Source organism: Microbacterium sp. dk485, from assembly GCF_004570445.1.
Lineage (GTDB): Bacteria > Actinomycetota > Actinomycetes > Actinomycetales > Microbacteriaceae > Microbacterium > Microbacterium wangchenii.
On record NZ_SPQW01000001.1, the window covers coordinates 550705 to 576969 of the forward strand.

The 26265-nt window shown below is 69.7% G+C and carries 22 protein-coding genes and 1 pseudogene; 11 read left to right on the forward strand and 12 right to left on the reverse strand.

Annotated features, from left to right (window positions below; genetic code table 11):
- Positions 1-99: 99 nt before the first annotated feature.
- Both ngcE and E4V99_RS02580 read right to left on the reverse strand, forming a co-directional pair.
- Positions 100-1491, reverse strand: a complete 1392-nt coding sequence (gene ngcE, locus E4V99_RS02575; RefSeq protein WP_240742807.1) for an N-acetylglucosamine/diacetylchitobiose ABC transporter substrate-binding protein — start codon at positions 1489-1491, stop codon at positions 100-102.
- A gap of 72 nt (positions 1492-1563) precedes the next feature.
- A complete protein-coding gene (locus E4V99_RS02580) occupies positions 1564-2343 on the reverse strand; it encodes an SIS domain-containing protein (protein ID WP_245233102.1) in 780 nt (259 codons plus the stop codon).
- A gap of 241 nt (positions 2344-2584) precedes the next feature.
- On the opposite strand from E4V99_RS02580, the gene E4V99_RS02585 reads away from it, so the two are divergent.
- Complete coding sequence (locus E4V99_RS02585) at positions 2585-5548, forward strand: discoidin domain-containing protein (protein WP_167758051.1); 2964 nt, start codon at positions 2585-2587, stop codon at positions 5546-5548.
- Positions 5549-5623: 75 nt separating this feature from the next.
- Here the strand turns inward: E4V99_RS02585 and E4V99_RS02590 are convergent, their stop codons facing one another.
- Entirely contained in the window at positions 5624-6598 is a 975-nt protein-coding gene (locus tag E4V99_RS02590; RefSeq protein WP_135116341.1) for a MurR/RpiR family transcriptional regulator, read from the reverse strand.
- A 50-nt stretch (positions 6599-6648) separates the two neighbouring features.
- On the opposite strand from E4V99_RS02590, the gene E4V99_RS02595 reads away from it, so the two are divergent.
- Both E4V99_RS02595 and E4V99_RS02600 read left to right on the forward strand, forming a co-directional pair.
- Positions 6649-7644 (forward strand): BadF/BadG/BcrA/BcrD ATPase family protein, encoded by a 996-nt coding sequence (locus E4V99_RS02595; protein ID WP_167758052.1) that lies wholly within the window; start codon positions 6649-6651, stop codon positions 7642-7644.
- A 166-nt stretch (positions 7645-7810) separates the two neighbouring features.
- Positions 7811-9166 (forward strand): HNH endonuclease signature motif containing protein, encoded by a 1356-nt coding sequence (locus E4V99_RS02600; protein WP_135116343.1) that lies wholly within the window; start codon positions 7811-7813, stop codon positions 9164-9166.
- A 72-nt stretch (positions 9167-9238) separates the two neighbouring features.
- Here the strand turns inward: E4V99_RS02600 and E4V99_RS02605 are convergent.
- A pseudogene (locus tag E4V99_RS02605) lies at positions 9239-9778 on the reverse strand (XRE family transcriptional regulator); the annotation flags it as partial.
- A gap of 65 nt (positions 9779-9843) precedes the next feature.
- On the opposite strand from E4V99_RS02605, the gene E4V99_RS02610 reads away from it, so the two are divergent.
- Both E4V99_RS02610 and E4V99_RS02615 read left to right on the forward strand, forming a co-directional pair.
- The gene (locus E4V99_RS02610) at positions 9844-11391 is read left to right on the forward strand and encodes an FAD-dependent oxidoreductase (protein WP_135116345.1); all 1548 of its coding nucleotides are present in this window, start codon (positions 9844-9846) and stop codon (positions 11389-11391) included.
- Between the two features lie 74 nt (positions 11392-11465).
- Positions 11466-12047 (forward strand): isochorismatase family protein, encoded by a 582-nt coding sequence (locus E4V99_RS02615; protein ID WP_135116346.1) that lies wholly within the window; start codon positions 11466-11468, stop codon positions 12045-12047.
- 3 nt (positions 12048-12050) lie between these two features.
- On the opposite strand, the gene E4V99_RS02620 is transcribed toward E4V99_RS02615, so the two are convergent.
- The 3 genes from E4V99_RS02620 to E4V99_RS02630 are packed head-to-tail and all read right to left on the reverse strand — an operon-like array spanning position 12051 to position 15837.
- Positions 12051-12833 (reverse strand): IclR family transcriptional regulator, encoded by a 783-nt coding sequence (locus E4V99_RS02620; protein WP_167758053.1) that lies wholly within the window; start codon positions 12831-12833, stop codon positions 12051-12053.
- Positions 12834-12862: 29 nt separating this feature from the next.
- Entirely contained in the window at positions 12863-14473 is a 1611-nt protein-coding gene (locus E4V99_RS02625) for an arylsulfatase (protein WP_135116348.1), read from the reverse strand.
- A gap of 17 nt (positions 14474-14490) precedes the next feature.
- Positions 14491-15837 carry an MFS transporter gene (locus E4V99_RS02630; RefSeq protein ID WP_135116349.1) on the reverse strand — a complete coding sequence of 449 codons (1347 nt, stop codon included), beginning with the start codon at positions 15835-15837 and terminating at the stop codon, positions 14491-14493.
- Between the two features lie 146 nt (positions 15838-15983).
- Between E4V99_RS02630 and E4V99_RS18540 the strand changes: the two genes are divergently transcribed.
- From E4V99_RS18540 to E4V99_RS02645, 3 genes are read left to right on the forward strand one after another with little or no spacing between them, the layout of a single operon-like run.
- Positions 15984-16967, forward strand: coding sequence for a formylglycine-generating enzyme family protein (locus E4V99_RS18540; RefSeq protein ID WP_245233103.1), 984 nt, complete (start codon positions 15984-15986; stop codon positions 16965-16967).
- A complete protein-coding gene (locus tag E4V99_RS18545; protein WP_135116350.1) occupies positions 16964-17323 on the forward strand; it encodes a DUF202 domain-containing protein in 360 nt (119 codons plus the stop codon). The genes E4V99_RS18540 and E4V99_RS18545 overlap by 4 nt, the downstream gene beginning before the upstream one ends.
- Entirely contained in the window at positions 17320-17667 is a 348-nt protein-coding gene (locus tag E4V99_RS02645) for a DUF202 domain-containing protein (protein ID WP_135116351.1), read from the forward strand. Before E4V99_RS18545 ends, E4V99_RS02645 begins: the two co-directional genes overlap by 4 nt.
- 9 nt (positions 17668-17676) lie before the next feature.
- Here the strand turns inward: E4V99_RS02645 and E4V99_RS02650 are convergent, their stop codons facing one another.
- The 5 genes from E4V99_RS02650 to E4V99_RS02670 all read right to left on the reverse strand — a co-directional run bounded on the left by E4V99_RS02650 (position 17677) and on the right by E4V99_RS02670 (position 22686).
- Positions 17677-18129, reverse strand: a complete 453-nt coding sequence (locus E4V99_RS02650; protein ID WP_135116352.1) for an SRPBCC family protein — start codon at positions 18127-18129, stop codon at positions 17677-17679.
- Positions 18130-18162: 33 nt separating this feature from the next.
- Positions 18163-19914 (reverse strand): cytochrome c oxidase subunit I, encoded by a 1752-nt coding sequence (gene ctaD, locus E4V99_RS02655; protein WP_135116353.1) that lies wholly within the window; start codon positions 19912-19914, stop codon positions 18163-18165.
- A 115-nt stretch (positions 19915-20029) separates the two neighbouring features.
- Positions 20030-21112, reverse strand: coding sequence for a transaldolase family protein (locus tag E4V99_RS02660; RefSeq protein WP_135116354.1), 1083 nt, complete (start codon positions 21110-21112; stop codon positions 20030-20032).
- Between the two features lie 5 nt (positions 21113-21117).
- Positions 21118-21528 (reverse strand): tautomerase family protein, encoded by a 411-nt coding sequence (locus tag E4V99_RS02665; protein WP_135063661.1) that lies wholly within the window; start codon positions 21526-21528, stop codon positions 21118-21120.
- Between the two features lie 165 nt (positions 21529-21693).
- A complete protein-coding gene (locus tag E4V99_RS02670) occupies positions 21694-22686 on the reverse strand; it encodes a LacI family DNA-binding transcriptional regulator (RefSeq protein WP_135116355.1) in 993 nt (330 codons plus the stop codon).
- Between the two features lie 132 nt (positions 22687-22818).
- Here E4V99_RS02670 and E4V99_RS02675 point away from each other — a divergent pair, with 132 nt between their 5' ends.
- From E4V99_RS02675 to E4V99_RS02685, 3 genes are read left to right on the forward strand one after another with little or no spacing between them, the layout of a single operon-like run.
- On the forward strand, positions 22819-24024 hold the full coding sequence (locus E4V99_RS02675) for a Gfo/Idh/MocA family oxidoreductase (protein WP_135116356.1): 1206 nt from the start codon (positions 22819-22821) through the stop codon (positions 24022-24024).
- A gap of 10 nt (positions 24025-24034) precedes the next feature.
- Positions 24035-25048, forward strand: coding sequence for a sugar phosphate isomerase/epimerase (locus E4V99_RS02680; RefSeq protein ID WP_135116357.1), 1014 nt, complete (start codon positions 24035-24037; stop codon positions 25046-25048).
- A complete protein-coding gene (locus tag E4V99_RS02685) occupies positions 25045-26226 on the forward strand; it encodes a Gfo/Idh/MocA family oxidoreductase (RefSeq protein ID WP_135116358.1) in 1182 nt (393 codons plus the stop codon). The genes E4V99_RS02680 and E4V99_RS02685 overlap by 4 nt, the downstream gene beginning before the upstream one ends.
- The last annotated feature ends 39 nt before the right edge of the window (positions 26227-26265 follow it).

Genomic DNA, 26265 nt, shown 5'->3' on the forward strand with positions numbered 1-26265 from the left:
AGGATTCTGGGGGCGCGGTGCCGGGGCTTGGTGGGGCGCCGGTCGGCCGCCCGCGGCGGGGGGCGCCCGACCGTTGTGTGGGAGGTAGTCACGGCAGCTTCAGAAGGTGAACTCGACCTTGTCGACCGACGCGTCGGCGGCGACCTTGTCGGACATCGCCTGGACCTCCGCCAGATACTCCTTCGCGGTCATGTCGCCGCTGAGGAAGGACAGGAGCGGCACCGCGTGGTCGATCCCGTAGTACTGGAAGTACTTGTTGGACAGCACCCAGTTGAAGATGTCGTCGCCCGCGTTCTCCATCGAACTCATGGTCGACGCCAGCGCCGTCGAGCCGAATCCGTCAGCCGGAACGGTGTCCTTGACGATCGTGGGAGCGAGGGTCGTCTCCGAGAAGTGCGACGCCGCCTCCTTCGAGAGCATCGTGCGCAGCAGCTCCTTGGCCCCCGCGACGTTCTCCGCGTCGGCCGGGATCTCGAAAGGCACGCCCGCACCCGCCTGCACTGCGGAGTAGGGCAGCGCGGAGTCCGACGTCACCGTCGGGAACGGCGCGACCGTCATATCGAACCCGGGCGCCGTGGCGTCCTTCATCTCGTTCTCGATCCAGCTTCCCGACGGATAGAACAGCGCCCCCTGGTCCTGGCTCCACTGCGCCTGCGCCTGGGTGAACTGGGTGCCGGCACCGCCGGGCATCATGTAACCGGCCGCGATCGCCTCCTCCATCGCCTCGTACACCTCGACGACGGCGGGGTGCGACCACGCGTCGGGCTCGAGGTTCGCGATGTCGGCAATGACCTCCAGGCCACCCTCCTTGATCGCGGAGTCCAGCATCATCCACTCGTAGTAGTTGGCCGCCTCCTTGCCGAAGGTGAAGAGGTAGAGCCCCTCCTCCTTGGCCTGCGCCCCGAGATCCAGCAGCTCATCCCATGTATGCGGCACCTCCCAGCCGTGCTCTTCGAGCAGAGAGCTGGAGTACCACAGGCCGATCACGGTCATCACATAGTTCGCCGCGACGAACTTGTCACCGTACGTTCCGTCGTCACGGACGCTGGGGAAGACCGCGTCGGCGATCTTCACGCCGTCGAGGTTCTCGGCATCCCACAGGTCATCGAGCGGTTCGAGCTGGCCGATGATCGTGTCGGTGGGGATGGGTGCGGCGCCGTCGTTGCTGAAGAGGTCGGGCGGGTCGCCTCCGACGAAGCGCGGCTGCAGCTCCTGGGCGATGCCGTTGGAGGGGCTCACGCTGACATCCACGTCAGGGAAGTTCTCCTGCAGGATCTCGCCCGCGGCGGAGACATAGTCGATGCCGTAGCCCCCCTCGAAGACCACCGCCTCGATGGACGAGTCGGCGGCGAGACCGAACGGGTTGTCAGCAGTGACTTCGCCCGCCGGCCCCTCTGGGGATGCGGACCCCGCACAGGAACTGAGCACCAGCGTGAGCGCCAGCGCGCTGGCCGCGCCCACTGCGGCGCGGAATTTGGGAAGAGCCTTCACAGTCTTTCGCCTTTCGATTTCGGGTGTGTGTTGGTGTGGGTGAGTGGGCGGCTATTGGCCGCGCCGTGCCGGCTACGCCGTCGCCGCTTCCTCGGCCGGTGCGACGAACGGGTTGATGCGCTGCCCGTAGCGGGCCTCGATGCGCTGGTTGTGCGCATCGCCACCCGGGATGTTGGCCGAGAGGAAGATCGGCGGTTCGGTGCCCGCCGCGGTCAGCTTCTCGACCGCGCCGAGAGTGAGCAGCTGTGCGATGTAGGCAGCCGTGATGGATGACACGGGCCCCACCTTCGGACCGTCGCCGATCTGGATCGTCGCATCGCCGTAAGGCGCCAGGTTGTCGATCGTCACGTCCGCGACCTCGAAGAGCCTCTTCCCGCTCGGGTGCTTGGACTCGACGCCGCGGCTGTGCTCCAAGCTCGTCACGGCGATCACGGGGTGCCCCTCCTCCTTGGCGCGCAGCGCGAGACCGACGATGGACCCGTTCGCACCGGAGTTTGAGGCGATGAGGAAGCAGTCGGCCGGACGGATGTCGTACATCGACCACAGCGTGTCCACCACATCGGGGCGACGCTCGAACTCCGGCGTACCCAACCACGAGCGATCGTACGCCCCGGTGAGGACGAGGTCGTTGAGGCGCAGCGCGTGCGACGGGATGAAGCCGCCCGCGCGGCCGGCGATCTCCATGGCGAAGGCCTCGGAGTGCCCCGTGCCGAAGGCCTGGGCCACTCCGCCGTCGGCGATCGTGCGCGCCAGGATGGCGATGGCCTCGTCCAATCCTCCCGCCTGCGCCAGCGCGTCGAGGGAACGGAGTCGGTCGGCGACCTGTGCCGAGAAGTCAGCGGATGCATGCACCGGGCTTGCGCCCCTTTCATTGAAATTCACTTCGAGTAAGTCGAACTGATGATGAAAGTATCTTCCGAGAACGAGACTGTCAACCACGGTGGTCGCCTCGAGATTGAAGAAATTGACTTTCATGCGGTTGACATCCAGATGAAAGCATCTCTACGCTCCCACGTAATGCGGGCGCTGGAGCCCCTCAGGACGGAGACCATCGATGCATTCCCCTGCCCTTCCCCGCGCACGACGAACGGTCATGGCTCTCGCCATGGCCGTGGTAGCGACGCTGCTCGCGTCCGCAGTCTCGGCGCTCCCCGCCGCCGCAGAGAGCCGTGACGACATCGCCTCGTATGCGCCACCCGGAACGATCAACGTCGCGCGCGCAGCCGCCGCTTCGGTGAGCAACTCTGAAGCGGCGTGGCCGGCCGACAAGCTCGTCGACGGCAACCCCGGCATCTCAGGAATCAACCTGTGGGTAGCCGCGGACACCGGCGTGGATGCGGGCGGATGGGCGCAGCTCGACTTCGCCGAGCCGGAACCGATCGAGCGGGTCGTGGTGTTTCCGCGTGGCGACCTCTACGGGGCCTACTTCCCCATCGACTACACCGTCACGCTGCTTGGCGACGGCGGAGAGAGCGTCTGGAGCACGCGCGTCACCCACCCCGACCAGTGGACCATTGTGTCCGAGCCCGACGTCATCGATCTCGAGGCGCCGGTCACCGCATCCGCTCTTCGCCTGGATGTGACGAAGCGCTCCGCTCGCGAGGGCGGCATACTCCAGCTGGCCGAGATCGCCGCCTTCGCCGAGGGCGTCGCGAGCGAACCTGAGGAGCCCGAGGAGCCGCAGGGTCCGGAGAACCTGGCGCGCGGGGCGGTCGCCGTGGCCAGCAGCAGCTACGAAATGCCCGGCGAGACGTGGGCCGCGGCGCTCGCCGTCGACGGCTCCCGGGGCACCGGATGGAGCACGAATCCCTACGATCGCGTGCAGGACCCGGCGGCCCCTGCCACGCTGACTCTCGATCTCGCTTGCACCGTCGACGTCACGAGTCTCGTCGTCGCGCCGCGCGAGAAGGCATTCCCGAGGGATTACCGGCTGCAGGTATCTGCGGATGGCGACGCGTGGAGCACCGTGGCGACCAGCACGGGCAACCCGGGCGTGCAGCCGACCGCGCAGGAGTTCGCGCTGGCGAACCCCACCGCCGCGCGATTCGTGCGGCTGCAGGTCGATGTGCGCAACGGCCCCTCCGGCATCGACGGCTACCTCGCCCAGATCTCCGAGCTGGAGGTCTACGGAGAGCGCAACGCGTGCGTCATTCAGCAGAAGCCGGCGCTGCTGCTTCCCCCGGGGGCGACCGACGCGCACTGGTTCTCGGTGGTCGGACCGCAGCCGGAGATCTCGGTCGCGTCGTCGGACCCGAGCGTGGTGACCGTGGCTGCGGACGGCACGGTCACCGCCGTCGCGGTCGGGACCTCGACGGTGACGCTCACCGCCGGTGACACGACACTCAGCCTCCCCGTCGAGGTCAGCGATGACATCGAGCGCATCGGCGACGAATTCGCGATCACCGCATTCTGGCCGCCCACCATCGACTACGTGGGGGACGAGCATTACGACAACCTTGCCGAGGCCGGGATCACCATCGTGCAGAACAACCAGATCGAGACGTCTGCTCGCCACGTGAACCTGGAGATGGCCCGCCTCGCTCATGAGCGCGACATGCAGATCATCGTTCAGGACAGCACCGCCGGATCCCTGGCGACCATGTCCGCCGACGAGGTGAAGGAGTGGGTGAACACCTACCGGAACGTTCCGGGCGTGGGGGGCCTTTACCTCATCGATGAGCCGTCGAACGCCGTCGCGTACGCGACCGCCTTCAACGCGGTCCGCGAGGAGGCACCCGAACTTTACCCGCACTTGAACTTCTTCCCGTACTTCTACTACGGGGGCGAAGCGGGCAACGACAAGGCGATGCAGGACTGGATCGATGCCACGAACGGCCGATCGATCGACGATCGGGACTACCTCATGTACGACATGTATCCCTTCCGCGAGGGCGACACGAACCTCGAGGGCATGTTCACCAACCTCAACACCGTGCGCGAGCTGGGTCTGGAGAACTCGGTGAAGACCGCGATGTACCTGCAGGCCGTCGGCATTCCTGGAAATCTCCGGCGCCCCGTGCCGGCGGAGATCCGCTACGAGGCGAACGTCGCGATGGCCTACGGCTACAAGCAGCTGTCGTACTTCACGTGGTGGACGCCGACGAACCGCGGAGAGCCGTTCACCGACGCGATCATGACCGCCGACGGGAGGAAGACCGACCTGTACGAACCGGTCAAGCAGCTCAACTCGGAGATCCAGGCCCTCGGCGACACGCTCATGCGACTGGATGCCGAGCAGGTCTACCTCAGCGGGACGGCGTACGGACAGCCCACCGTGCCGGCGGATTTCTTCGTCCAGTCGGAGGGAGACGGCGACCTGGTCCTGTCCCGGATGATCGATCGCGAATCCGGCGAGGAGTACTTGTTCGTGGTGAACAACAGCTTCACCGCCGAGCAGAGCATGGAACTGTCGTTCGACGAGACCATCGGAGCGCTGCGCGAGGTGAGCCGGGAGGACGGAAGCCTCGGTGCACCGATCGAGCTCGACGGGCAGACCCTCACCCGGACCTTGTCCGCGTCGGAGGGGGTGCTCTACCAAGTCGCCGACGCGACGGACCCCGAGGACCCGGCCGAGCCGACGGACCCGACCGCGCCGGCAGACCCGACCGCGCCGCCCGCGCCGGTCGACCCGGGGGCGGACCCGGCGGCCGGGGATCAGGTCGGCGGCGACTGGGCGAACGTCACTCTGAGCAACGGCGGACGAGTGGAGCGCGGTGACACCCTCTCGGTGACGCTGACGGAGCTCCAACCCGGCCAGCAGGTCGCCGCGACGCTGTTCAGCGAGCCGATCGCGGTGACAGGCATCCCGGCGGCGAATGCGAGCGGCACGGTGACGTTCTCGGTGCCCGTCCCGGCTGACTTCGCGGTGGGCGCGCACACGCTGGCCATCACCGCAGCGGGACTGCCCCAGATCAATGTGGGCGTCACGGTCCTGGCTGCCGGCGCCCTCGCGGTCACCGGAGGGCAGTCGCCCTGGGCGTTCGCGCTGGCCGGCGCGCTCCTCCTCGTCGCGGGCGGGCTGGTGTACGTCTTGCGCCGACGAAGCCGCGTGGCGTAATCACCCGGAAACGGACCGGCCCCCACCGCGAGGTGAGGGCCGGTCCGTTTCAGCGCAGCGACGAACGGACCGCTGCTAGTCCACCGGGTGCCGCCGGTTGCGGCCCAGCACTTTGTGCCGCTGCACCGCCGCGCGGGCATTCTCCGCGTATCGCTGCGAGCGCTCCGGATCGATCCACGAGACGAGCAGGTACAGCAGATCAGCGGCGAACACCTGCGTGTGCGAGGAGGTCAGCGCCCCGAGATCCAAGTAATCGTCTCCCGGCGCCGTGCGGATCACGACGTCGGCCAGATCAGCCAGCTGCGACCGAGGGTCGCTGGTGATCGCGACGGTCTTGGCTCCCGCAGATCGGGCCATCCTCAACATCTCGACTGTCTCTCCTGTCGAACCCGAGGCCGAGACGCCGATGGCCACAGCGGTCGCGTGGAGGGAGGACGCGCTCATGATGCCCAGATGCAGGTCGCTCCAGCTTCGCGCATTGATGCCGATCTGATAGAGCCTCTCGGCGAGCCCGTTCGCGACCGAGCTCGAGCCGCCGACGCCATAGACGTCGATGTGGACGCTGGCCGCGATCATTCCGGCGGCGGTGCGGAAACTTCTCATGTCTACGAGATCTCCGGAGGCCTGCAGTGCCTGGATGTGTGTCGCAAGGAACGTTCGCACCAGCTCCTGGTCGCTCATCGCGGGGTTCACCATGGCTCCGGGTTCCCCCGCCAGGCCGTCCTGACCCACTGAGCGGCCGAGGTCCGCCGCTGCGCCGACTCGAAGCTGAACGTACCCGCCGTAGCCGATGAGCTTGCAGAATCGCGTGATCGTGGGCGCCGAGACCGCGGCGCGTTCTGCCAACTCGAGAATGGATAGATTGACGGGCAGTTCTGGATTCTCGAGGAGGAGGGTGGCGATCTTCTCCATCGACGGCGAGAAGCGCGACTGGGCAGCTTGCAGGCGAGCCCGCATGCCGAATTCGGCGGGGAACGAAGAGGGCTCCGATTGTGGCATTGCGGGTACTTTCGTACAGGGTATGGTGCAGTACATGAAAGATACTTTCATAGCACCTGTGCCGTCAACCGCTCCCACCGGGCGGCACACGTGAGCGTATCGTGACGACTCGCGTATGGGTCGCAGTGGACGCGGGCGGGTCGTCCACGCGCTGTGTAGTCGTCACCGCGGACGGATCGTGCATCGGCTACGCCCGCGCGGGTGGAGCCAACCCGATCTCTCGAGGGATGCCGACGGCGATCGCTGTGGTCCGCCAGTGCATCGCAGCTGCCCTCGAGGACGCCGACCGCCCGGCCTCCGCTGTGCATGGCGTCGTCGTCGCGATGGCCGGCCTCGGCCTGGAAACCCCGCTGCAGCAATCGGTGGCGGAGTCGCTGCGATCAGACGGGATCATCGCGGACGTCCACGTCGAATCCGACGCGGTCGCAGCGTTTGAAGCGGGAACGCATCGCACGTCGGGATACGTCTTGATCAGTGGGACAGGCGCTGCCGCGTTGCGCATCGAAGACGGGGGCGTTGCAGCCACCGCCGACGGGCTGGGCTGGCTGCTCGGCGATGTGGGCTCGGGGTTCTGGATCGGGCAGCGTGTGGCGACCGCCGCGCTGGAGGAACTCGACGGTCGCGGGCCCACCACAGCGCTGACCCAGAAGGTCCTCGACCACTTCGGCATCGACGAGGACCGACGTCGGCAGCGTGACGAGAGCCGGCGGCTCGTTTCGGCAACGGACCTGCTCGTCCGCGTGTACGGCGGGCCGGCCATCAGTCTCGCGGAACTGGCGAGGTTCGCCTTCGACGACGTCGACGATGAGGCGTCCCGTGGGATCCTCGCTGAGGCTGCCGCTGGTCTCGCCACGACTCTTTCAGCCGTGATGGCTCCGAGCCTGCCTGGGCCCGTCGTCGTGACCGGCGGGGTTCTCGCGGGCCAGCCGCGCCTGCGCCGCGGGGTGGTGGACGCCATGGCTCTTCGCGGCCACGAGGTCGAGCTCGAGCGGGTGCCCGACGGACTCGCCGGCGCCGTCACGATCGGCCTGCGCCGCGCCGGTGTCGTCATCGACGCCTCCAGGCACGCCCATATCCGGGAGAGCCTGCGGCGATAGTCGAGGTTCGTCAGCGGCAGCGCCGCCAGCACTCTGCCCGAAGGGCGACGCTCGACGACCGGGTGTGTGGGTCGATGCGGCTGTGCGAAATCGACTTATCCACAGGCCGGCTCCGGCGCCCGATCGGGCGGCGTTCGATGTCGGTGGCCCTCGCTAGCTTGGCGGTATGGAATACAGCTCCTGGCCTGGGGAAACCACCGCAGCGGACGCGTCCCGCATGCGGGCGGGTCTGGCCGGGTTGCAGGACGCCGACGCCGCCGTCGCGAAAGCGCAGGCGAAGCGGATCCGCTCGCTCGCCGCCCTCGCCGACGTGGCCGCCGGCCAGGTGGCACGGATCCGGTCGCGGGACTCGCGGGAGCGGAAGATGCCGGTGCGATCCGTCGCAGCCGAGATCGCGTTCGCCACGCACGTGCACGACATGACCGCGCAGAAAGAACTCGGCGACGCCCATACCCTGGTCACGAGGTTCGCCGCCACCGTCACCGCGCTGGAGGGCGGCCGGATCTCGAAGCGGCACGTGGATGTGATCTTCGAAACCGGGCTGCCGATCGCCGATGACCAGGTCCGCGCGGCGTGGGAGGAGACCGTCCTGGACTACGCCGCGCGGCAGACGCCGGGGCGGACGAAGGCGTACGCCCGGCAACTGGCCGAAGCGGTCAACCCGGAAGGGATGACTCTCCGGCACGCCAGGGCGCTGGAGACCCGGGGTGTGTCGGTTCTCGACCTCGACGACGGGATGGCGCTGCTGCAGCTGCGGCTGCCCGCGGCGGTGGCGTACGGGATCCGCGACCGGCTGCGCCGGCAAGCCCGCGCCGTCCGCGACGCCGCGAACACCGAACGCGCCCGCCGCGCCGAACAAGCCGCCGCCGCTAAGGCGCCCGCCGAGAACGAAGATCCGGTCGTCGATGACACGCGCACCCTGGTCCAGATCGGCGCCGACGTCGCCGCCGACATGCTGCTCACCGGTACCCCCGCGATCGACCCCACCACCGGGGAACACCTCCCCGGCGGGCTCGGCGCCATCCACGCCCACGTCCAGGTCGTCGTCCCCGTGCTCACCCTTCTCGGGAAGACGGATGCCGGTGCCAGCCTGCACGGGCAGATCCCAATCGACCCCGACACCGCCCGACAGCTCGCCGGCGGAGCACCCGGGTGGGACCGGGTGTTGTGTCACCCGATCACCGGGACCGTGCTCGAAGTCGACCGATACACCCCCGGCACCGACCAACGCCGCTACCTGCAAGCCCGAGACCAGCACTGCCGCGGATTCGGCTGCCGCCAACCCGCGCACCGATGTCAGATCGACCACAACCATGAGCACCACGACGGCGGACCCACCGCACTCAGCAACCTCGCCCACTTCTGCACCCGACACCACACGCTGAAAACCGAAACCGAATGGACCGTCCGGCAGTTACCGGATGGAACGGTGGAGTTCACCAGTCCCCTCGGCAACACCTACACCGACGAACCCCCACCACGGGTCATGTTCATCCCCGACGGAGACCCACCACCGTTCTGAACCGGCTCGCTCAGGGGATGCGGCGACGGGCACGGCCTCAGTCCCGCCGTCCGGCTGCGCCTCGACACCGCGCGTATGGATCCGCTCCCCCGACGCACTGAAAATGCTCACCACCTCCACCGGGCCCTCCGCCGTCGCACTCAGGCTGTGGGGGGTGCGGGTGTCGAACTCGGCCGCCTCGCCACGCTCGATGAGGTGCTCGTGACCGTCCAGAGCCAGGCGCAGGCGCCCACTCAGCACGAACACCCACTCGTATCCGTCGTGGACGCGCGGGGCGGGAGCCTCCTCCGCCGGCGGAAACGTCACCTTGTACGTCTTGATCGGAGAATGCTCCAGCGTCAGCGGTGCGATCACCATGCCGTCGCGGCGCTCGACCGGGCGACGGATGCGGGGATCCGCCGGCGTCGCGGGCAGCAGGTCGTCGATGCGCAGACCGAGCTGCCGCGTGAGTGGGAGCAGCAGCGCCAGCGACGCCTGACGCTTGCCCGACTCCAGACGCGACAGCGTGCTCGCCGACATCCCCGCGCGCGTCGCGAGGTCTTCGAGCGTCCATCCGCGGTCGCGACGGGCGGCGCGAAGGCGCGGTCCGATCTGGTCCAGGGCGGCATCCATGGTCCGAGCTTGCCATATCCGCAAGAATGTTTGCCATCCGCGGCATCCGTGACGACGCTGGAGACATGACGAACGAATGGGATGCCGTGATCATCGGCGGCAGCATCGCGGGACTGAGCGCGGCGCAGATGCTCGGGCGCTCACGGCGACGCACGCTCGTGATCGACGGCGGACAGCCGCGCAACCGGTTCGCCGCGCACATGCATGGAGTGCTCGGCCACGACGGACTCGACCCCGCGGCGCTGCTCGAGAAGGGACGCGCCGAGGCCCGCGCCTACGGTGTGGAGATCGCCGAGGGCACTGTGACGGCGCTGACGGATGAAGACGACGCCCTGCGCGTGACGCGCGCCGACGGATCGGAGGACACCGCCCGCGCGGTCGTCATCGCCACCGGCATCCGCGACGCGCTGCCCGACGTGCCGGGGCTCGGCGAGGAGTGGGGGCGAACAGTGTTGCACTGCCCGTACTGCCACGGGTGGGAGGTCGCCGGCGGCCGCCTCGGCGTGCTTGCGACATCACCCGCGAGCCTGCATCAGGTCGAACTCGTGCGGCAGCTGTCCGACGACGTCGTCGCGTTCACCGCCGAGGCCGAGCCGCTCCGCGAGGAGGCCGTCGCGCGGCTCACCGCCCGCGGCATCCGCATCGTCCCCACTCCGGTGCGGGAGGTTGCGCCCGGCACCCACGGGCTGACCGTGGAGACACAGGACGGCGACGCGCACGTCGTCGACGCGGTCTTCACCGGCGGCGACCCGGTGATCGACCTCGCGTTCGCCGACAGCCTCGACCTCGCGCGCGTCGACCAGCCGGGCGCTCCCCTGGCGGTCGACCTCCGGGGTGCGACGAGCCATCCGCGGGTCTTCGCCGCCGGCAACGTCACCGCGCCCTACGCCAACGTGCCGGTGTCGATGGGAGCCGGGTCGATGGCGGGAGCCGGCGCGAACGCGATGCTCGTGACGGAGGAGGTCGACCGCGCCGTCGCCGAGCGCACCGCGCAGCGCAATGCGGAGTGGGAGGAGCGCTACGCCGCGCAGGATCGGTTCTGGTCGGGCCGCGTCAACGCGACGGTGGCCGAGATCGTGGGCTCTCTCGAGCCGGGGGCGGCGCTGGACGTCGGCTCGGGCGAGGGCGGCGACGTCGTGTGGCTCGCCGAGCACGGCTGGCGGGCCACGGGTGTGGACGTGTCAGCCACGGCCGTGCGCCGCGCGGCGGAGTTCGCTGCGGAACGCGGCGCGGACGTCCGCTTCGTCCACGGCGACGGCGCAGCCGCCGTCGAGGGTCGGTTCGACCTCGTGCTGGCGAGCTTCCTGCACTCGCGGGAGGCGGACTTTCCCCGCATCCGGATGCTGCGAGACGCCGCCGAGCGCGTCGCCCCGGGTGGGCGCCTCCTCGTCGTCTCCCATGCGGCGGCGCCGCCGTGGGCGGCGCACGAATCGTCCGGCCACCACCCGGGTATGCGCACGCCCGAGGAGGAGTGGGACCTGCTCGGACTCGACCCGGCGGTGTGGCATCCGGAGATTACTGAGATCCGCCCCCGCGAGGCGACCGCGCCGGACGGCACACCCGCGCACCTGGACGACGGCGTGCTGCTCGTGCGCCGCGCGGTGACCGGGTGACTGTGGCGGGATCCGGCCGCCCGGTGACCCGGCGTGAGCTCGCGACGGCGGTCGGCGCCGACGAGGATGCTGCCATGACCACACCCACCGCCACCGCCCTGCTCGTGATCGACGCGCAGGAGTCCTTCCGTCACCGCGCCGACGAATGGGCGGAGACGGCCAACCCGCAGGTCATCGCGAACATCGACCGGCTCGTCGAGCACGCCCGCAGCGTCGGGGACCTCGTCGTGTGGATCACGCACGCCGACCCCGGGTCGGGCGGAGTCTTCGACCCGGATAGCGGCCTGGTCCGGGTGATCTCCGACCTGTCGCCGGCTCCCGACGAACTCCGGCTGCAGAAGACCACGATCAGCGCGTTCGCGTCGACCGACCTGGAACAGCACCTCATCCGCGCGGGCGTCCGGCGGGTCGTGGTCTGCGGCATCCGCACCGAGCAGTGCTGCGAGACGACGACGCGGGCGGCGAGTGACCTGGGGTTCGAGGTCGACTTCGTCACCGACGCGACGACCACCTCCGCCATCGCGGCCGGCGACACGTTCGGCGCGGTGTCGGGCGAGGACATTCTGCGGCGCACCGAGAGCGTGCTCGCCGCGCGCGGGTTCGCGTCGATCCGCACGACCGCGCAGGTCGTGGACGGCGCCTCCATCGGCGTCTGAGGATCAGACGGGCACGGCCACCGGCGCAGGCGTCCCGCCCAGCTGCCGGGTCACGGTGGCGCAGGCCGCACTGAGCGCCCCCACCGACGCCAGCATGCGGTCGCGCGTGAACCGCTGGGAGGGACCGGAGATCGACAGCGCGGCGACGACCGCGCCCGTGGCATCCGACACCGGCATCGCGATGGAGTTGACGCTGTCGATCGCCTCGTTGAAGGCGATCGCGAATCCGTCGCGGCGGTATTCGGCGAGGTTCGCGCGGATCGCCTCGTCGGAGAGGGGATGGTCCACCGCGTGATCGAGCGCGCGGTTGGCGAGCACGGCCTCGACCTGCTCCTCGGTGAGCGCGCCCATGAGCACGCGCCCGTTGGCCCCCGACCACAGGGGGTAGAGCTTGCCGAGCTCGGGGGCGAAGCGCAGCTCCTGCGTGCTCTGCACCTCCTCCAGGAACACGCGGGTGTGCTCGACCGCGACCGACAGGCCGACGGTCTCCCCCACGGCGTCGCGCAGCGCCACCATCTGTGGACGGGCCGCGGTGATGAGGTTCAGACCGCTGTTGTAGCCGAGACCGATGAGCAACGCACGCGGGCCGATCATGTACTTCTGCGTGCTCTGATCCTGGGTCACCATGCCCGTCGCGGCGAGCGTCGCGAGGAGGCGCTGGACGGTGCTGCGCGGAAGACCGGCTGAAGAGGCGAGCTCTCGTGCGCTCGCCCCTTCCGGCAATGGTCGAAGGGCCCCCAGGACGTGGATCGCTTTGGCCACCGAGTTGTCCAGAGCCGCGTCCACCCGCCCAGAGTAACCGACCGCCTTCGACGTCACTCCGAGGGAAGGCCGCTTCCGCGACGGGCATACAGCTCGAGCACGCGCTCGCGCGGGATGACCCCGCAGCGCGCCGCCCACTCGTCGTACGCGGCACTGAACTCCGCCACGATCTCCGGATGCTGCGCCGCGATGTCGTGCAGTTCGGTGCGGTCCTCGACCATGTCGTACAGCTCCCAGTCGAGCCCGTACTTCTTGACCAGCTTGAGCGCACCCCGGCGCACGCCGCAGTTCCCCTCGTGCTCCCAGAACAGCATCCGGTCCTCGTCCGTCGCGCCTTCCCGGAGGGTGGGCATCATGCTGACGCCCTCCGCCGGCAGCGGCTCACGGCCCGGGTACTCGGTCGGATAGTCCACGCCCGCCACATCCAGCAGGGTCGACATGACGTCGGTGAGCTGATGCGGCTGCGTCCGGAGGGTCGGGTCGGTGCCGAGCCCCGCCGGCCAGCTGGCGATGAAGGGGGTGGCGATCCCGCCCTCGTGAATCCAGTGCTTGTACTCGCGGAACGGCGTGTTCGACAGGTTCGCCCACGAGCGGCCGTACGTCGCGTACGTGTCTTCGGTCCCGGGCACGATGCTCGGGTCGTTGCCCGGGCGCACCTCGCGACCGTCGCGCGTCTCGGCGTCGAAGGTCACGTACGTGGTGACGAACTCCCGCGCGGTCTCGATCGGCATCTCCTCGGCGCATCCGCCGTTGTCGGAGAGGAAGATGACGATGGAGTCGTCGAAGATGCCCTGCTCTTTCAGCTCGCCGACGATGCGCCCGACGCCCTGGTCCATGCGGTCCAGCTGCGCGGCGTAGACGGCCATGCGGATGGCCTCCCACTCCTTGTGCTCGACGTCGTCCCACGCCGGCACGCGCGGGTCGCGGTCGGTGAGCGGCCAGTTCTCCGAGATGATCCCGGAGGCGATGAGCCGCTCGAGCCGCTCTTGGCGCAGCGCGTCCCAGCCGGCGTCGAAGCGGCCGAGGTACTTCTTCACGTCCTCCTCGAGCGCGTGCAGGGGCCAGTGCGGCGCCGTGTACGCGACGTAGAGGAAGAACGGATCGTCGGCGTGCTCGGCGCGGTGGTCCTCGATGAAGCGCACGGCGTTGTCGCTGATCGCGTCGGTGTAATAGAAGTCCGGGTCGAGCGTCTCGTCCTCGACGTTCGTCTCATCCCGCGTGAGGGTGCGCGTGCGGAAGAAGCTACCCGCACCCTCCAGCGTGCCGAAGAACTTCTCGAACCCCCGACGCGTCGGCCACGCATCCGTCGGGTTGTGGATGTCGCCGGCCATGTGCCACTTGCCCGAGACGTAGCTCCGGTACCCCGCAGGCTGCAGTGCTTCGGCGATCGTCACGCACCGGTCGTTGAGGTTCCCCGGGTACCCGTCGGGCGCGTCGTCGTAGTTCAGGATTCCGATGCCGGTCTGGTGCGGATGCAGCCCCGTCATGAGAGAGGCGCGCGACGGGCTGCAGCGGGCGGTGTTGTAGAACTGCGTCAGCATCGCCCCGTTCGCGGCGAGCGCGTCGAGGTTCGGCGTCTCCACCTCACCGCCGTAGCATCCGATGTCGGAGAAGCCCATGTCGTCCACGAGGATCAGGACGATGTTGGGAGTTGAGCGGGTCATTGCGGTGCTTCCTGCTTTCACTGGGCTGCGGGGGCGGGAGCGGCCTGCGCCTCAGCGCGCGCCCGCAGGTCGGTGTCGACCTCCTGGTGCGCCGTCTCCTTGGCGAAGTACAGCGCCACGAGGGCGATGGCGGCGGCGACCATGACGTAGATCGCGACCGGCCACGACGAGCCCGAGATCGACACCAGCCACACGGCGATGATCGGCGCCACGGCACCGGAGGGGAGGACACCCAGCTGGTACACCAGCGACATGCCGGTGTAGCGCACGCGGGCGGGGAACAGCTCGGCGAAGAAGGCGGCCTCGGCGCCGAACATGGTGCACGCACCCATCGACCAGCCCAGCACCGTCGCGAGCCAGATGAACACGGCGACACCGGAGTCGATGAGGCCGAAGATCGGGAAGGCCGTGACGAGGGCGACGGCCGCTCCCGCTGCGAAGACCGGTCGGCGGCCGAACTTGTCGGAGAGCTTGCCGGCGATCGGGATGATGAAGAACCCGATGACGCTCGCCACGAGCAGGCCGTTCAGCGCGTAGGAGCTGGACAGTCCGAGGACGGTCGTGGTGTAGGTCAGCAGGAACGCGTTGTAGACGTTGAACGTGATGCTCTCGCTGAAGCGCGCGCCGAAGCCGACGAGCAGCTGCTTGGGGTACTTGCGGATGACCTCGAACACGGGGACCTTGACGACCTCGCCGGTCTCGACCATGTCCTTGAAGGCCTGCGGCTCCTCCACCTTGAGGCGGACGATGAGGCCCACGACTACGAGGACGATGCTCGCGATGAAGGGGATGCGCCACGCCCACTCGACGAGCGCCCCTTCACCGGCAAGGCTCGCGAGGTTCACCGCGACCGTGGACAGCAGGAGGCCCAGCGGCACGCCGGTCTGCGGCCACGATGAGAAGAGGCCCCGCTTGCCGCGCGGTGCGTGCTCGAAGGTGAGGATGGCCGCGCCACCCCACTCGCCGCCGAGGCCGATGCCCTGCAGCATCCGCAGGATGAGCAGCAGGATCGGCGCGGCGATGCCGATCTGGGCGTACGTGGGCAGCACGCCCATCAGGAACGTCGAGATGCCCATGATCAGCATCGTGATGACGAGGATCTTCTTGCGACCGATGCGGTCGCCGAAGTGGCCGAAGATCAGCCCGCCGATGGGGCGCGTGACGAAACCGGCGGCGAACGTGCCGAAGGCGACGAGCGTGCCGATGAGCGGATCGAACTGGGGGAAGAACTCGCTGTTGAAGACGAGGGCCGCCATCGTGGCGTAGAGGAAGAAGTCGTACCACTCGATGACCGAGCCGAAGACGCTCGCCAGAACGGTATTGCGCTGCTGCTTCTTCACGCGCAGCTGATCGGTGTTCGCCATGACTCTCCTTTGAAGCGACGAATGGGTGATGCGGGTGGGGCGGCTTCGGGCCTGTCCCAATATGCGGGACAACGTCCCACATTTGCCTTCACGACTGTAGGGTGAGAAGCGTAGGTGCGTCAATGCGGCCGCGGGAGGAAGCGACGATGGAGATGCAGATCGCCGGCGCGCGGCCGTCCGCCGGGTGCGGATGCGGCTGCGGTTCCCCGTCACGTTCGACGCTGCTGCAGATCCCGCCGGCTCGACGCCCAGATCCCATCGTGGCCGACGGCGGGGCGCACTCCGTGCCGCAGGCTTTTGTTCCGGCCGGGGAATTCGTCATGGGCGACTCCTCGGGAGATGAGAACCCCGGTGACGGGGAGCTCCCCCGCCATGTCGTGCGACTGGGCGCCTTCTCGATCGACGCCACGACCGTCACCAACCGCGCCTTCGCGGAGTTCGTCGACGCCACCGGCTACCGGACGGAGGCGGAGACGTTCGGGTTCTCCGCCGTCTTCCACCTCGCCGTCACCGCGCGGGGCGACGACATCGTCGGCGTCCCGCCGGGCACGCCGTGGTGGCGGGGCGTGCGCGGCGCCGACTGGCAGCATCCCGGCGGCGCCGGATCCTCCCTCGACGGCCTCGACGACCACCCCGTCGTGCACATCAGCTGGAACGACGCGCAGGCGTACTGCGCGTGGGCGGGACGGCGCCTGCCGACCGAGGCGGAGTGGGAGTACGCCGCCCGCGGCGGGCTGGCGGGCGCGAAGTACCCGTGGGGTGACGCCGAGGTCGACGAGGGCGGATGGCGGACGAACATCTTCCAGGGCACCTTCCCCGACCGCAACACGGCAGAGGACGGGTGGGCGACGACGGCCCCCGCGCGCAGCTTCGAGCCGAACGGCTACGGGCTGTGGCAGTCCGTCGGCAACGTGTGGGAGTGGTGCGCCGACTGGTTCAGCCCGCGCACCTACGCGCAGTCGCCTGCCGATGCGCCCACCGGACCCCGCCTCGGCACCGAGCGCGTGCTGCGCGGCGGCAGCTACCTGTGCCACCTCTCCTACTGCAACCGGTACCGGAACTCCGCCCGCTCGCGCAACACCCCCGACTCCTCGATGGGCAACGCCGGCTTCCGGACGGTCGCACTGTGAGCGCCCGCTTCCCCGGCTCCGTCTACTCCCAGGGCGGCGAGCCCGACGCGCGCTTCACCCTGGCCAACGAGCGCACGTTCCTCGCCTGGATCCGCACGTCCCTCGCCTTCATCGCCGCGGGGATCGCGCTGGAGCTGCTCGGGGCGGAGCTGCACGCCGCACTGCGGCTCGCCGCATCCCTCCTCCTCATCCTCGTGGGCACCGCGACTCCCCCGCTGGCGTGGTTCGGGTGGGCGAAGACCGAGCGCGCGCTGCGCCGGCACGAGCCGCTGCCGGCCGCTCCGCTGGGCGCGGTCCTCGCGCTCACCGCGACCGTCGCCGGCGCTCTGCTCGTCCTCGCGATCCTGCTTCGATGACGCTGTTCGACCCGGGGCTCCAGCCCGAGCGGACCGAGCTGGCCTGGCGACGCACGGCGCTGGCGATGGGCATCGGGTCGCTGCTCGCGGTGCGGCTCCTTCCCACTGCGATGGGCAGCCCGTGGTGGGCGCTTCCCGGATTCGCGGGGATCCTGCTCACCGCGGCGCTGTGGCTCGGTGCACGCCGTCGCCACCGGGCCGTCGCCCGGGCGCTGGCGGCGCACGGCGACCGCGCCGCGCTCCCCGGCGGCGCCCTGCCCGCCATGCTCGCGACGCTCGTGGCGCTCATCGGAGCGGGCGGGGCCGCCGCCGTCGTGGCGCACGCCCTCTCCGCCACCGGCTGAGCCGAACGGTCAGCGCTTTTCTGCCACCGCCCGCAGCAGGTGGACGTTGCGCTGCGCGATGAGGCGTCGCAGGTACGGCACCAGCACGAGCCCTTCGGCGAGCCGACCGAAGACCGGCGAGGCGACGGTGATCGTATCGGTCATGCGGGTGCCGCCGTCCAGCTCCACGAACGCGTGCTCGTGGCGGAAGATCCGGAACGGCCCCCGCACCTGCTCGTCCACGAACCGGTGCGGCCGGTCGCGCTCGGTGATGCACGAGGTGAGGGTGAACCACACTCCGAAGTGCCGCGCCCGCCAGGTCACCGTCTCGCCGAGCGCGATGGAACCGCTCGTGACCCCAGCGATCGCGCGCTCCCGGGAACCGGCCATGGATGCCACGTGGGCGTCGATGCTCAGGGAGATGTCGAAGAGCCGCTCGGCCGGCGCATCCGCATCGGTTACGAGGGTGAAGGTCGAGGGCACCCGCTGATCATCTCAGCCACCGCGCCCCACGCGCTACTTCTCGGTGTCGTCGCCGGCGTCCACGACAGGAGCGTCGGGGGCGTCCTTGGCCGGACCCACACCGACCGGCACACCGGCTTCGGGGTGGTTCAGGTCGAACGCGGGACGCTCGCTGCGGATCCGCGGGATCGAGGTGAAGTTGTGCCGCGGCGGCGGGCACGACGTGGCCCACTCCAGCGACGCGCCGTACCCCCACGGGTCGTTCACGGTGATCCGAGGCGCCTTGCGGGCGGTGATCCACACGTTGAACAGGAACGGGATCATGGATGCCCCGAGCAGGATGGCCCCGGCCGTGGAGACCTGGTTCTCCCACGTCCACTGATCCTCCGGCGCATAGTCGGCGTACCGGCGGGGCATGCCGTCCACCCCCAGCCAGTGCTGGATGAGGAACGTCACGTGGAAGCCGATGAACAGCATCCAGAAGTGGATGTAGCCCAGGCGCTCGTTCAGCATCCGGCCCGTCCACTTCGGCCACCAGAAGTAGAACCCGGCGAACATCGCGAACACCACGGTGCCGAACACGACGTAGTGGAAGTGCGCGACGACGAAATAGGTGTCGGAGACCTGGAAATCCAGTGGTGGCGACGCGAGGATGACGCCGGTGAGACCGCCGAACACGAAGGACACGAGGAAGCCGAGCGCGAAGACCATGGGCGTTTCGAACGTGAGCGACCCACGCCACATCGTGCCGATCCAGTTGAAGATCTTCACACCCGTGGGCACCGCGATGAGCATCGTCATCAAGGCGAAGAAGGGCAGCAGCACGGCGCCCGTGACGAACATGTGGTGCGCCCACACCGCCATCGAGAGAGCGGCGATCGCGATCGTGGCGTACACGAGGGTCTTGTACCCGAAGATCGGCTTGCGGCTGAAGACGGGGAAGACTTCCGACACGATGCCGAAGAACGGCAGCGCAATGATGTACACCTCTGGGTGCCCGAAGAACCAGAACAGGTGCTGCCACATCAGCACACCGCCGGCGGCCGGGTCGTAGATGTGAGCGCCCAGAACACGATCCGCCGCCGCCGCGAGCAGCGCGGCCGCCAGCACCGGGAAGGCCAGCAGGATCAGGATGCTGGTCACCAGCGTGTTCCAGGTGAAGATCGGCATGCGCCACATCGTCATGCCCGGAGCGCGGAGGGTGATGATCGTGGTGATGAAGTTCACGGCACCCAAGATCGTGCCGAAGCCGCTCATGCCCAGACCCAGGAACCAGAGGTTGCCGCCGACACCCGGCGAGAAGCTGGCGTTCGCGAGCGGCTGATAGGCCGTCCACCCGAACCCGGCGGGCCCCTCAGCGGTCAGATAGCCCGCGACGGCGATGAGCGACCCGAACAGGAACAGCCAGAACGACAGGGCGTTCAGGCGCGGGAACGCGACATCCGGTGCGCCGATCTGCAACGGCATGATGGCGTTGGCGAAGCCGGCGAACAGCGGCGTCGCGAACATCAGCAGCATGATCGTGCCGTGCATCGTGAACAGCTGGTTGTACTGCTGCTTGGTCGGCACGATCTGCATGCCCGGCTCGAACAGCTCCGTGCGGATGATGAGCGCCAGGAGGCCGCCGAACATGAAGAACATCAGCGACGCGATCAGGTAGAGGTACCCGATCGTCTTGTGGTCGGTGGAGGTGATCCACCGGACGAGGATGTTGCCCTTCTGCTCCGCACGCGAGGCGCTGAGCAGAGCCGCCTGCCGCGGCGGAATCGTCGGGGTCGCCGGTGCCTCGGCGTCGACTTGGGTCATGCGCACGCTCCCTCCGCGCCTGGTCACGTCGCGGCGAGCGTAGGCATCCCTCCCTCGCGCGGACTACGGGGTTGCGGCCAACCGGAGGCGGGGGTACAAGCAGGGGCAGATGCGCTCAGGCGGGCGGGACGATGACGTCGCGCACGAGCGCGTCCAGCTGCGCGTCGGCCTCGAGGAACTGCCGGAGCGTGTTGCGGGCGGCGCCGAAGTCGGCGAACTCCGACGGCGTCATGCCGTCGACCTCGTACGCGCGGCGGAACTCGCTGAGCCGCTGCAACTCTTCGAGTACCTCTGAGGCCACCGGCACATCGATGCGGTTCTCGGCGGGGATCGCGTTCTCGTTGATGCGGGCCTGCCAGTCGAACGGCGGCGAGACGACGAGGTCGCCGCCCACCAGCTCCGCCCACTGCAGGTGGTTGCGGAACGCGGCCGAGAGGATGCGGCTGCGGTAGCCCCGCTGGGTGAACACGGCGTGCGCGTGCTTGAGCGCGGCGACGCCGGCCCAGTCCAAGACGCCGGGCGTCACGAGGATGCGGTTGTCCGCCGCCCACTTCTTCAGCCAGTCGTCCAGGCGTCCGCCCATGATCGTGACGACGTGGCCGAACTCCTGCTCGGGCAGCCCGTCGGCGGCGCGACGGTCGAGGGCGCGCTCGAGGGCGGCGCCGACGGCGACGGCCTGGGGCACCGTGAAGCTCAGGGTGGCGTTGATGCTGACCCCGCGGTAGGCGGCCTCCTCCATCGCGGCGATGCCGGTGGCGGTGGCGGGGATCTTCACGATGATGTTCTCGGCCAGCTGCGCGAACTCCACCGCCTCGGCGACGAGGGCATCGGCGTCGCGGTGCAGGCGCGGATCGGTCTGGATCGACAGGCGCCCGTTCCGCCCGCCGCTCTCCGCGAACGCCGGTTCGAGCAGGCGCGCGGCGGCGATCGAGAGCTCCTTGACGGCCTGCCAGCCGAGCTCGGACTCGCCCCACGTGGGGTGCTCGGCGGCGAGCTCGCGCAGTCGCGGCACCCACACGTCGGGGTTCTTCTTGATCGCGGCGAAGGCGATGACGGGGTTGCACGTCGCGCCGACGGCACCGAACTCGATCGAGCGCCGCAGCTCGTCGGGATCGGCGGAGTCGTTCCACAGCACGGTGGGCGTGGTCGCGGCGGCGCGGGCGAGGGAGGCGAGGTCGTTCTCGAGGATCGTGGACATGGCGGTCATTCCCTTCCGGAAGCGGGTGCGGGGACGGCGAGTTCGCCGGTGACGTACTGCGCGCGGCCGAAGCCGAACGACCAGTCCTGCGGGCCGTTCTCGACGTAGCCGATGAAGATGTCCTGGCCCGCGACCCCGACCGGCTCGAGCCGCGCGGCGATCGCGGCGTACAGGCGCTGCTTGGCCTCATCCGTGCGCCCGCGCTGCGTGAAGATCTGGATGACGACGGGGTCGGTGCGGTCGAAGCCGAGACCGGCGTCCTCCGCGATGATCGTCGCGGCCGGACGCGCGGTGATCACCTGAAAGCGGTCGCGCTCGGGGATGCCGTAGACCTCGACGATCGCGTCGTGGATCGCCGTGGCGATCTCACGCGGATTGGTGCGGGCGTCGCTGTGGTCGATGCGGACGAGGGGCATGGGATCTCCCTTGCTTCAGGCTTTGTCCTATCATATGCACATTGGCCCTCATGTCAACACTCCCCGCCGCCCCCGGCCGTTGCCCGCGAGAGCGCACCCCACCGGCGAGACCGCGGCCTTATGTCGGGGTTTCGCCGGTGGCGTGCAGTCTCGCGGAGGAGGGCTTCAGCCGAGCGACGCCGTCGTGCCCCGGACGACGAGCGAGGGCTCGAGCGTGCGGCGGACATCGACCGGATCCTCGCCCGCGAGGCGCGCGCGCAGGAGCTTCCCCGCCTCGCGGCCCACGCCCACGCTGTCGTCGTCGACGGTGGTGAGGTCGATGAGGCGGGTCTGGGCGAGGGCGGTGTTGTCGTAGCCGACGATCGAGAGGTCGCGCGGCACGTCGCGTCCGAGCTCACGGGCGGCGCCGAGCGCACCGATGGCCATGACGTCGTTCGCGGCGAAGATCGCCGTGACGCCCGGGTGCTCCCGCAGCAGGGCGAGCGAGGTGTCGTATCCGGCACGCTCGGTGGCGGGCCCGCGGTACGCCGTCGCCCGCGCGAGGGCCTCGGCATCCTGCATCGTGGCCAGGAAGCTCTCCCGCCGGGTCTGTCCGGCGCCGCCCACGACGGAGAGGTGGCCGATCTCACGGTGACCCAGGCCGAGGAGGTGCTCCGTGGCCAGGCGCGCGCCAAGCACGTCGTCGTTGCCGACCGCGTCGACGCCGTCGGGGACGTCGGCCCTCGTGCCGGCGATGACGAACGGGGGCGCGGTGTCACCCAGGAGCACGTGGGGGACGTCGCGCGCGACGATGATGCCGTCGGCGCGCATCGACAGCAGGCCCTCGACGGGATCCTCGACGCCGGCGGCCGTCGCGGTGTCCACGACGCTCAGCCGGTAGCCGTCGGGGCTGAGCACCTCGTCGAGCCCGCGCAGCAGGTCGACGAACCACGGGTTGGCGTAGTCGTCGATCAGCACGCCGACCAGGCGCGTGCGCCCCGCCGCGAGCGCGGCCGCCGCGCGGCTCGGCCGGTAGTCCAGGTCGTGGATGGCGCGCTCGACGGCCTCCCGCGAGGCCGCACTCACGCCGCCCGCGCCGCGCAGGACGAGCGAGACGAGGGATTTGGACACGCCGGCAGCCTTCGCGACGTCGTAGATCGTCGGCCGGCTCGTCGCCATCTCAACTCCTCCGAACGGACGTTTGACAGGACATATGCACAAGAGTAGCCTCCCCGTATGGAGCGCTCCACTGGAGTCTCCCACCGCGCCGGCGCGATCGGAGCGGACCCACCGCACTCCCCGGGAGAAACCATGAGCACGACCGACATCGGCGTCGCCGTCATCGGCGCCGGCATGGCCGGCAAGGCCCACGCCGCCGGCTACCGCACCGCCCCCACCGTGTACGAGAGCACGCTGCCGCCCGTGCGGCTCGTGTCGATCGCCGACGCGTACGCCCCTCTCGCCGAATCCACCGCGCGGCGCTTCGGGTTCGAGCGGTTCGACACGTCGTGGCAGGCCGTGGCCGAGGCCGACGACATCGACGTCGTGAGCGTCGTGGTGGCCAACGCGCTGCACCGCGAGATCGTCGAGGCGCTGCTGGCCGCGGGCAAGCACGTCCTGTGCGAGAAGCCGCTCTCCGACACCCTTCCCGATGCGCGCGCCATGGTCGCCGCCGCGGATGCTGCCTCCACCGTCGCCCGCATCGGCCTCACCTACCGCCGCTCCCCCGCCGTCGCCCACATCCGCGACCTCGTGCAGTCGGGCCGGCTCGGGCGCGTGCTCAATGTCAGCGGCCACTACTGGACCGACTACGGGTGCAACCCCGACTCCCCCATCGGCTGGCGTTACAAGGGCCCGAACGGATCCGGCGCTCTCGCCGACGTGGGCAGCCACCTGACCTACCTCGCCGAGTTCGTCGCCGGGTCGGAGTTCGCCTCCGTCCGCGGCGGCACGCTCAGCACCGTCATCCCCACCCGCCCCAAGCCCCTCGGCGCGGTCGTCGGGCACGAGGGCGGCGCCGTCTCTGCCGAGCGCGAGGATGTCGAGAACGACGACGTCGCGGCGTTCTCCGGCGAGTTCGCCGGTGGCGGCACCGCGACCCTGCAGGTCTCGCGCGTGGCGGCCGGCCACGCCAACACCCTCGTCTTCGAGGTGTTCGGCGAGAAGGGCTCGGCGCGGTTCGACTTCCGCCACCCCGGCCAGTTCGAGCTCTTCCTCCCCGAGGCCGACGACGCCGGCTACCGCACCGTCACGCTCGGCCCCACCCACCCGTACTGGCGGGGCGGCCTCGCGATGGATGCGCCGGGCGTGGGCGTCGGGCAGAACGAGGGTTTCGTGTTCCAGGCGCGGGCGTTCCTCGAAGAGGTCGCCGGCATCCCGGAGTCGGCGTCGCTGCCGCGCAACGCCGGCTTCGACGAGGGCCTGCACAACATGCTGCTGATCGACGCCGTGGCCCGCTCCGCAGCGCTCGGCGGCGGCTCCGCTCCCGTTCCCGCGACGGCCCCCGTCGCCGTCTGAAAGGCCCGACATGCGACTCGGTCTGTACAACGCGATCCTGCACGACCGCACCCTCCCCGAGGCCCTCGAGGTCATCGCCGACGCCGGGCTCACGGGCATCGAGCTGAACACGGGCGGGTTCCTCCCCGCGGTGCACGTGCCCTCCTTCGACGACATCCTCGTCAGCGACGCCGCGCGCGACGACTTCCTCGGCCTCTTCGAGGGGACCGGCGTGCAGATCGCCGGCCTGAACGCCAACGGAAACCCGCTGCATCCCACCGCCGCGATCGGCCGAAAGCACGCCGACGACGTGCGCCGGTCGATCCGGCTGGCCGAGCTTCTCGGCCAGCACCGGGTCGTGACGATGTCGGGCCTGCCCGGCGGCGAGCCGGGTGCCACGCGCGTGAACTGGGTCGTCAACGCGTGGAATTCCGCCGCGCTCGACGTCCTGGACTACCAGTGGGATCTCGCCGCGCCCTTCTGGCGGGAGCTGGACCGCTTCGCCGCCGACCACGACGTCACGGTCGCCCTCGAGCTGCACCCGCAGAACCTCGTGTTCAACTCCGCCGACGTGCACAAGCTTCTCGAGCTCACCGGCGCCACCCACCTGGGCGTCGAACTCGACGCGTCGCACCTGTTCTGGCAGCAGATGGACCCCGTCGCCGTCGCACGCCACCTCGGCCCGATCGTGGTGCACGCCGCCGCGAAGGACGTGCGAGTCAATCCGCAGTGGGCACAGCTGAACGGCGTGCTGGACAACTCCTTCCGCCGCCTGTCGCCCGACGAGCCGCGCACGAACCTCGGTGGCGACGAATGGGCCAACGAGTGGCCGACCGAATCCGCGTGGGACTTCGTCGCCCTCGGGCGCGGACACGACGTCGCGTACTGGACGGAGTTCCTGCGCGCCCTGCACGAGATCGACCCCGACATGTTCGTCAACATCGAGCACGAAGACGTCTCGCTCGGGCGGGTCGAAGGCGTGCGCGAGGCCGCCGAGGTCCTGAAGGCAGCGGATGCTGCGCTGCAGGACTCCCTCGTCCGATGACCCGGCCCCTCAACGTCGGTCTCATCTCCGTCGGCTGGATGGGGCGCCTGCACTCGCGCGCGTACCTCGCGACCGCGCACCACTTCCCCGAGCTGCCCGTGCGCGCGGTGCTGCGCACGGCCGCCGATCCCGACGAGGGCGGTCGGCGCCACGCCGTCGACGCGCTCGGGTACGAGCGGGCCGTCGTGGACTACCGCGACCTGCTCGCCGACCCCGGGATCGACGCCGTGTCGATCTGCTCGCCCAACTTCCTCCACCGTGAGATCGCCGTGGCGGCAGCGGACGCGGGCAAGCCCTTCTGGATCGAGAAGCCCATGGGCCGCAGCGCCGCGGAGTCGCGCGAGATCGCCGAGGCTGCCGCATCCGCGGGTGTCGTGACGTCGGTGGGGTTCAACTACCGCCACGTCCCGGCGATCGCCGAGGCACGCCGGCTCGTCAGATCCGGGGCACTGGGAACCATCACGAACGTGCGCGCGAGCTTCTTCGCCGACTACTCCGCCGATCCGGGCGGCGCGCTGACGTGGCGCTTCCTGCAGGAGCGGGCGGGGCCGGGCGTCGTGGGAGATCTCCTGTCGCACGGCATCGACCTGGCGCAGTTCCTCGTCGGGCGGATCGCGAGCGTCACCGCCGCGGACGGCACCTTCATCCCCGAGCGGCCGCTCCCCTCCGCCGCCGCGGCCGGCCACTTCTCCCGCGGTGATGCCGGCGGGCCGATGGGCCCGGTCGAGAACGAGGATTACGCCGCCGTCATCGGCCGCTTCGACTCCGGCGCGATCGGGGTCTTCGAGTCCAGCCGCATCGCGGTGGGGCCGCACGCGGAGTACGTCGTCGAGGTCTACGGCACGAAGGGGTCGCTGCGGTGGGACTTCCAGCGGCTCAACGAGCTGCGCCTGGCCGATGACCGCGCCGGCTACCGCACGATCATGGCGCATCCCGGGTATGGCGAGTTCTCGCGGTTCCAGCCCGGACCTGGTACGAGCATGGGCTTCGACGACCTCAAGACGATCGAGGCGTCGCTGTTCCTGCGCTCGATCGCCGAGGGGCGCCAGCTCGCCCCCTCCGCCGCCGACGGGTGGGCCGCCGCCGAGGTCGCCGACGCGGCGATGGCCAGCGCCCGCCACGGCGCGTGGGTGCCCGTGCCCGCCGTCACCGGCAGCACCACCTTCGACACCGTCTGAGCGGCAACGACAGAACCGCCCGCACCCCGAGGGGCGCGG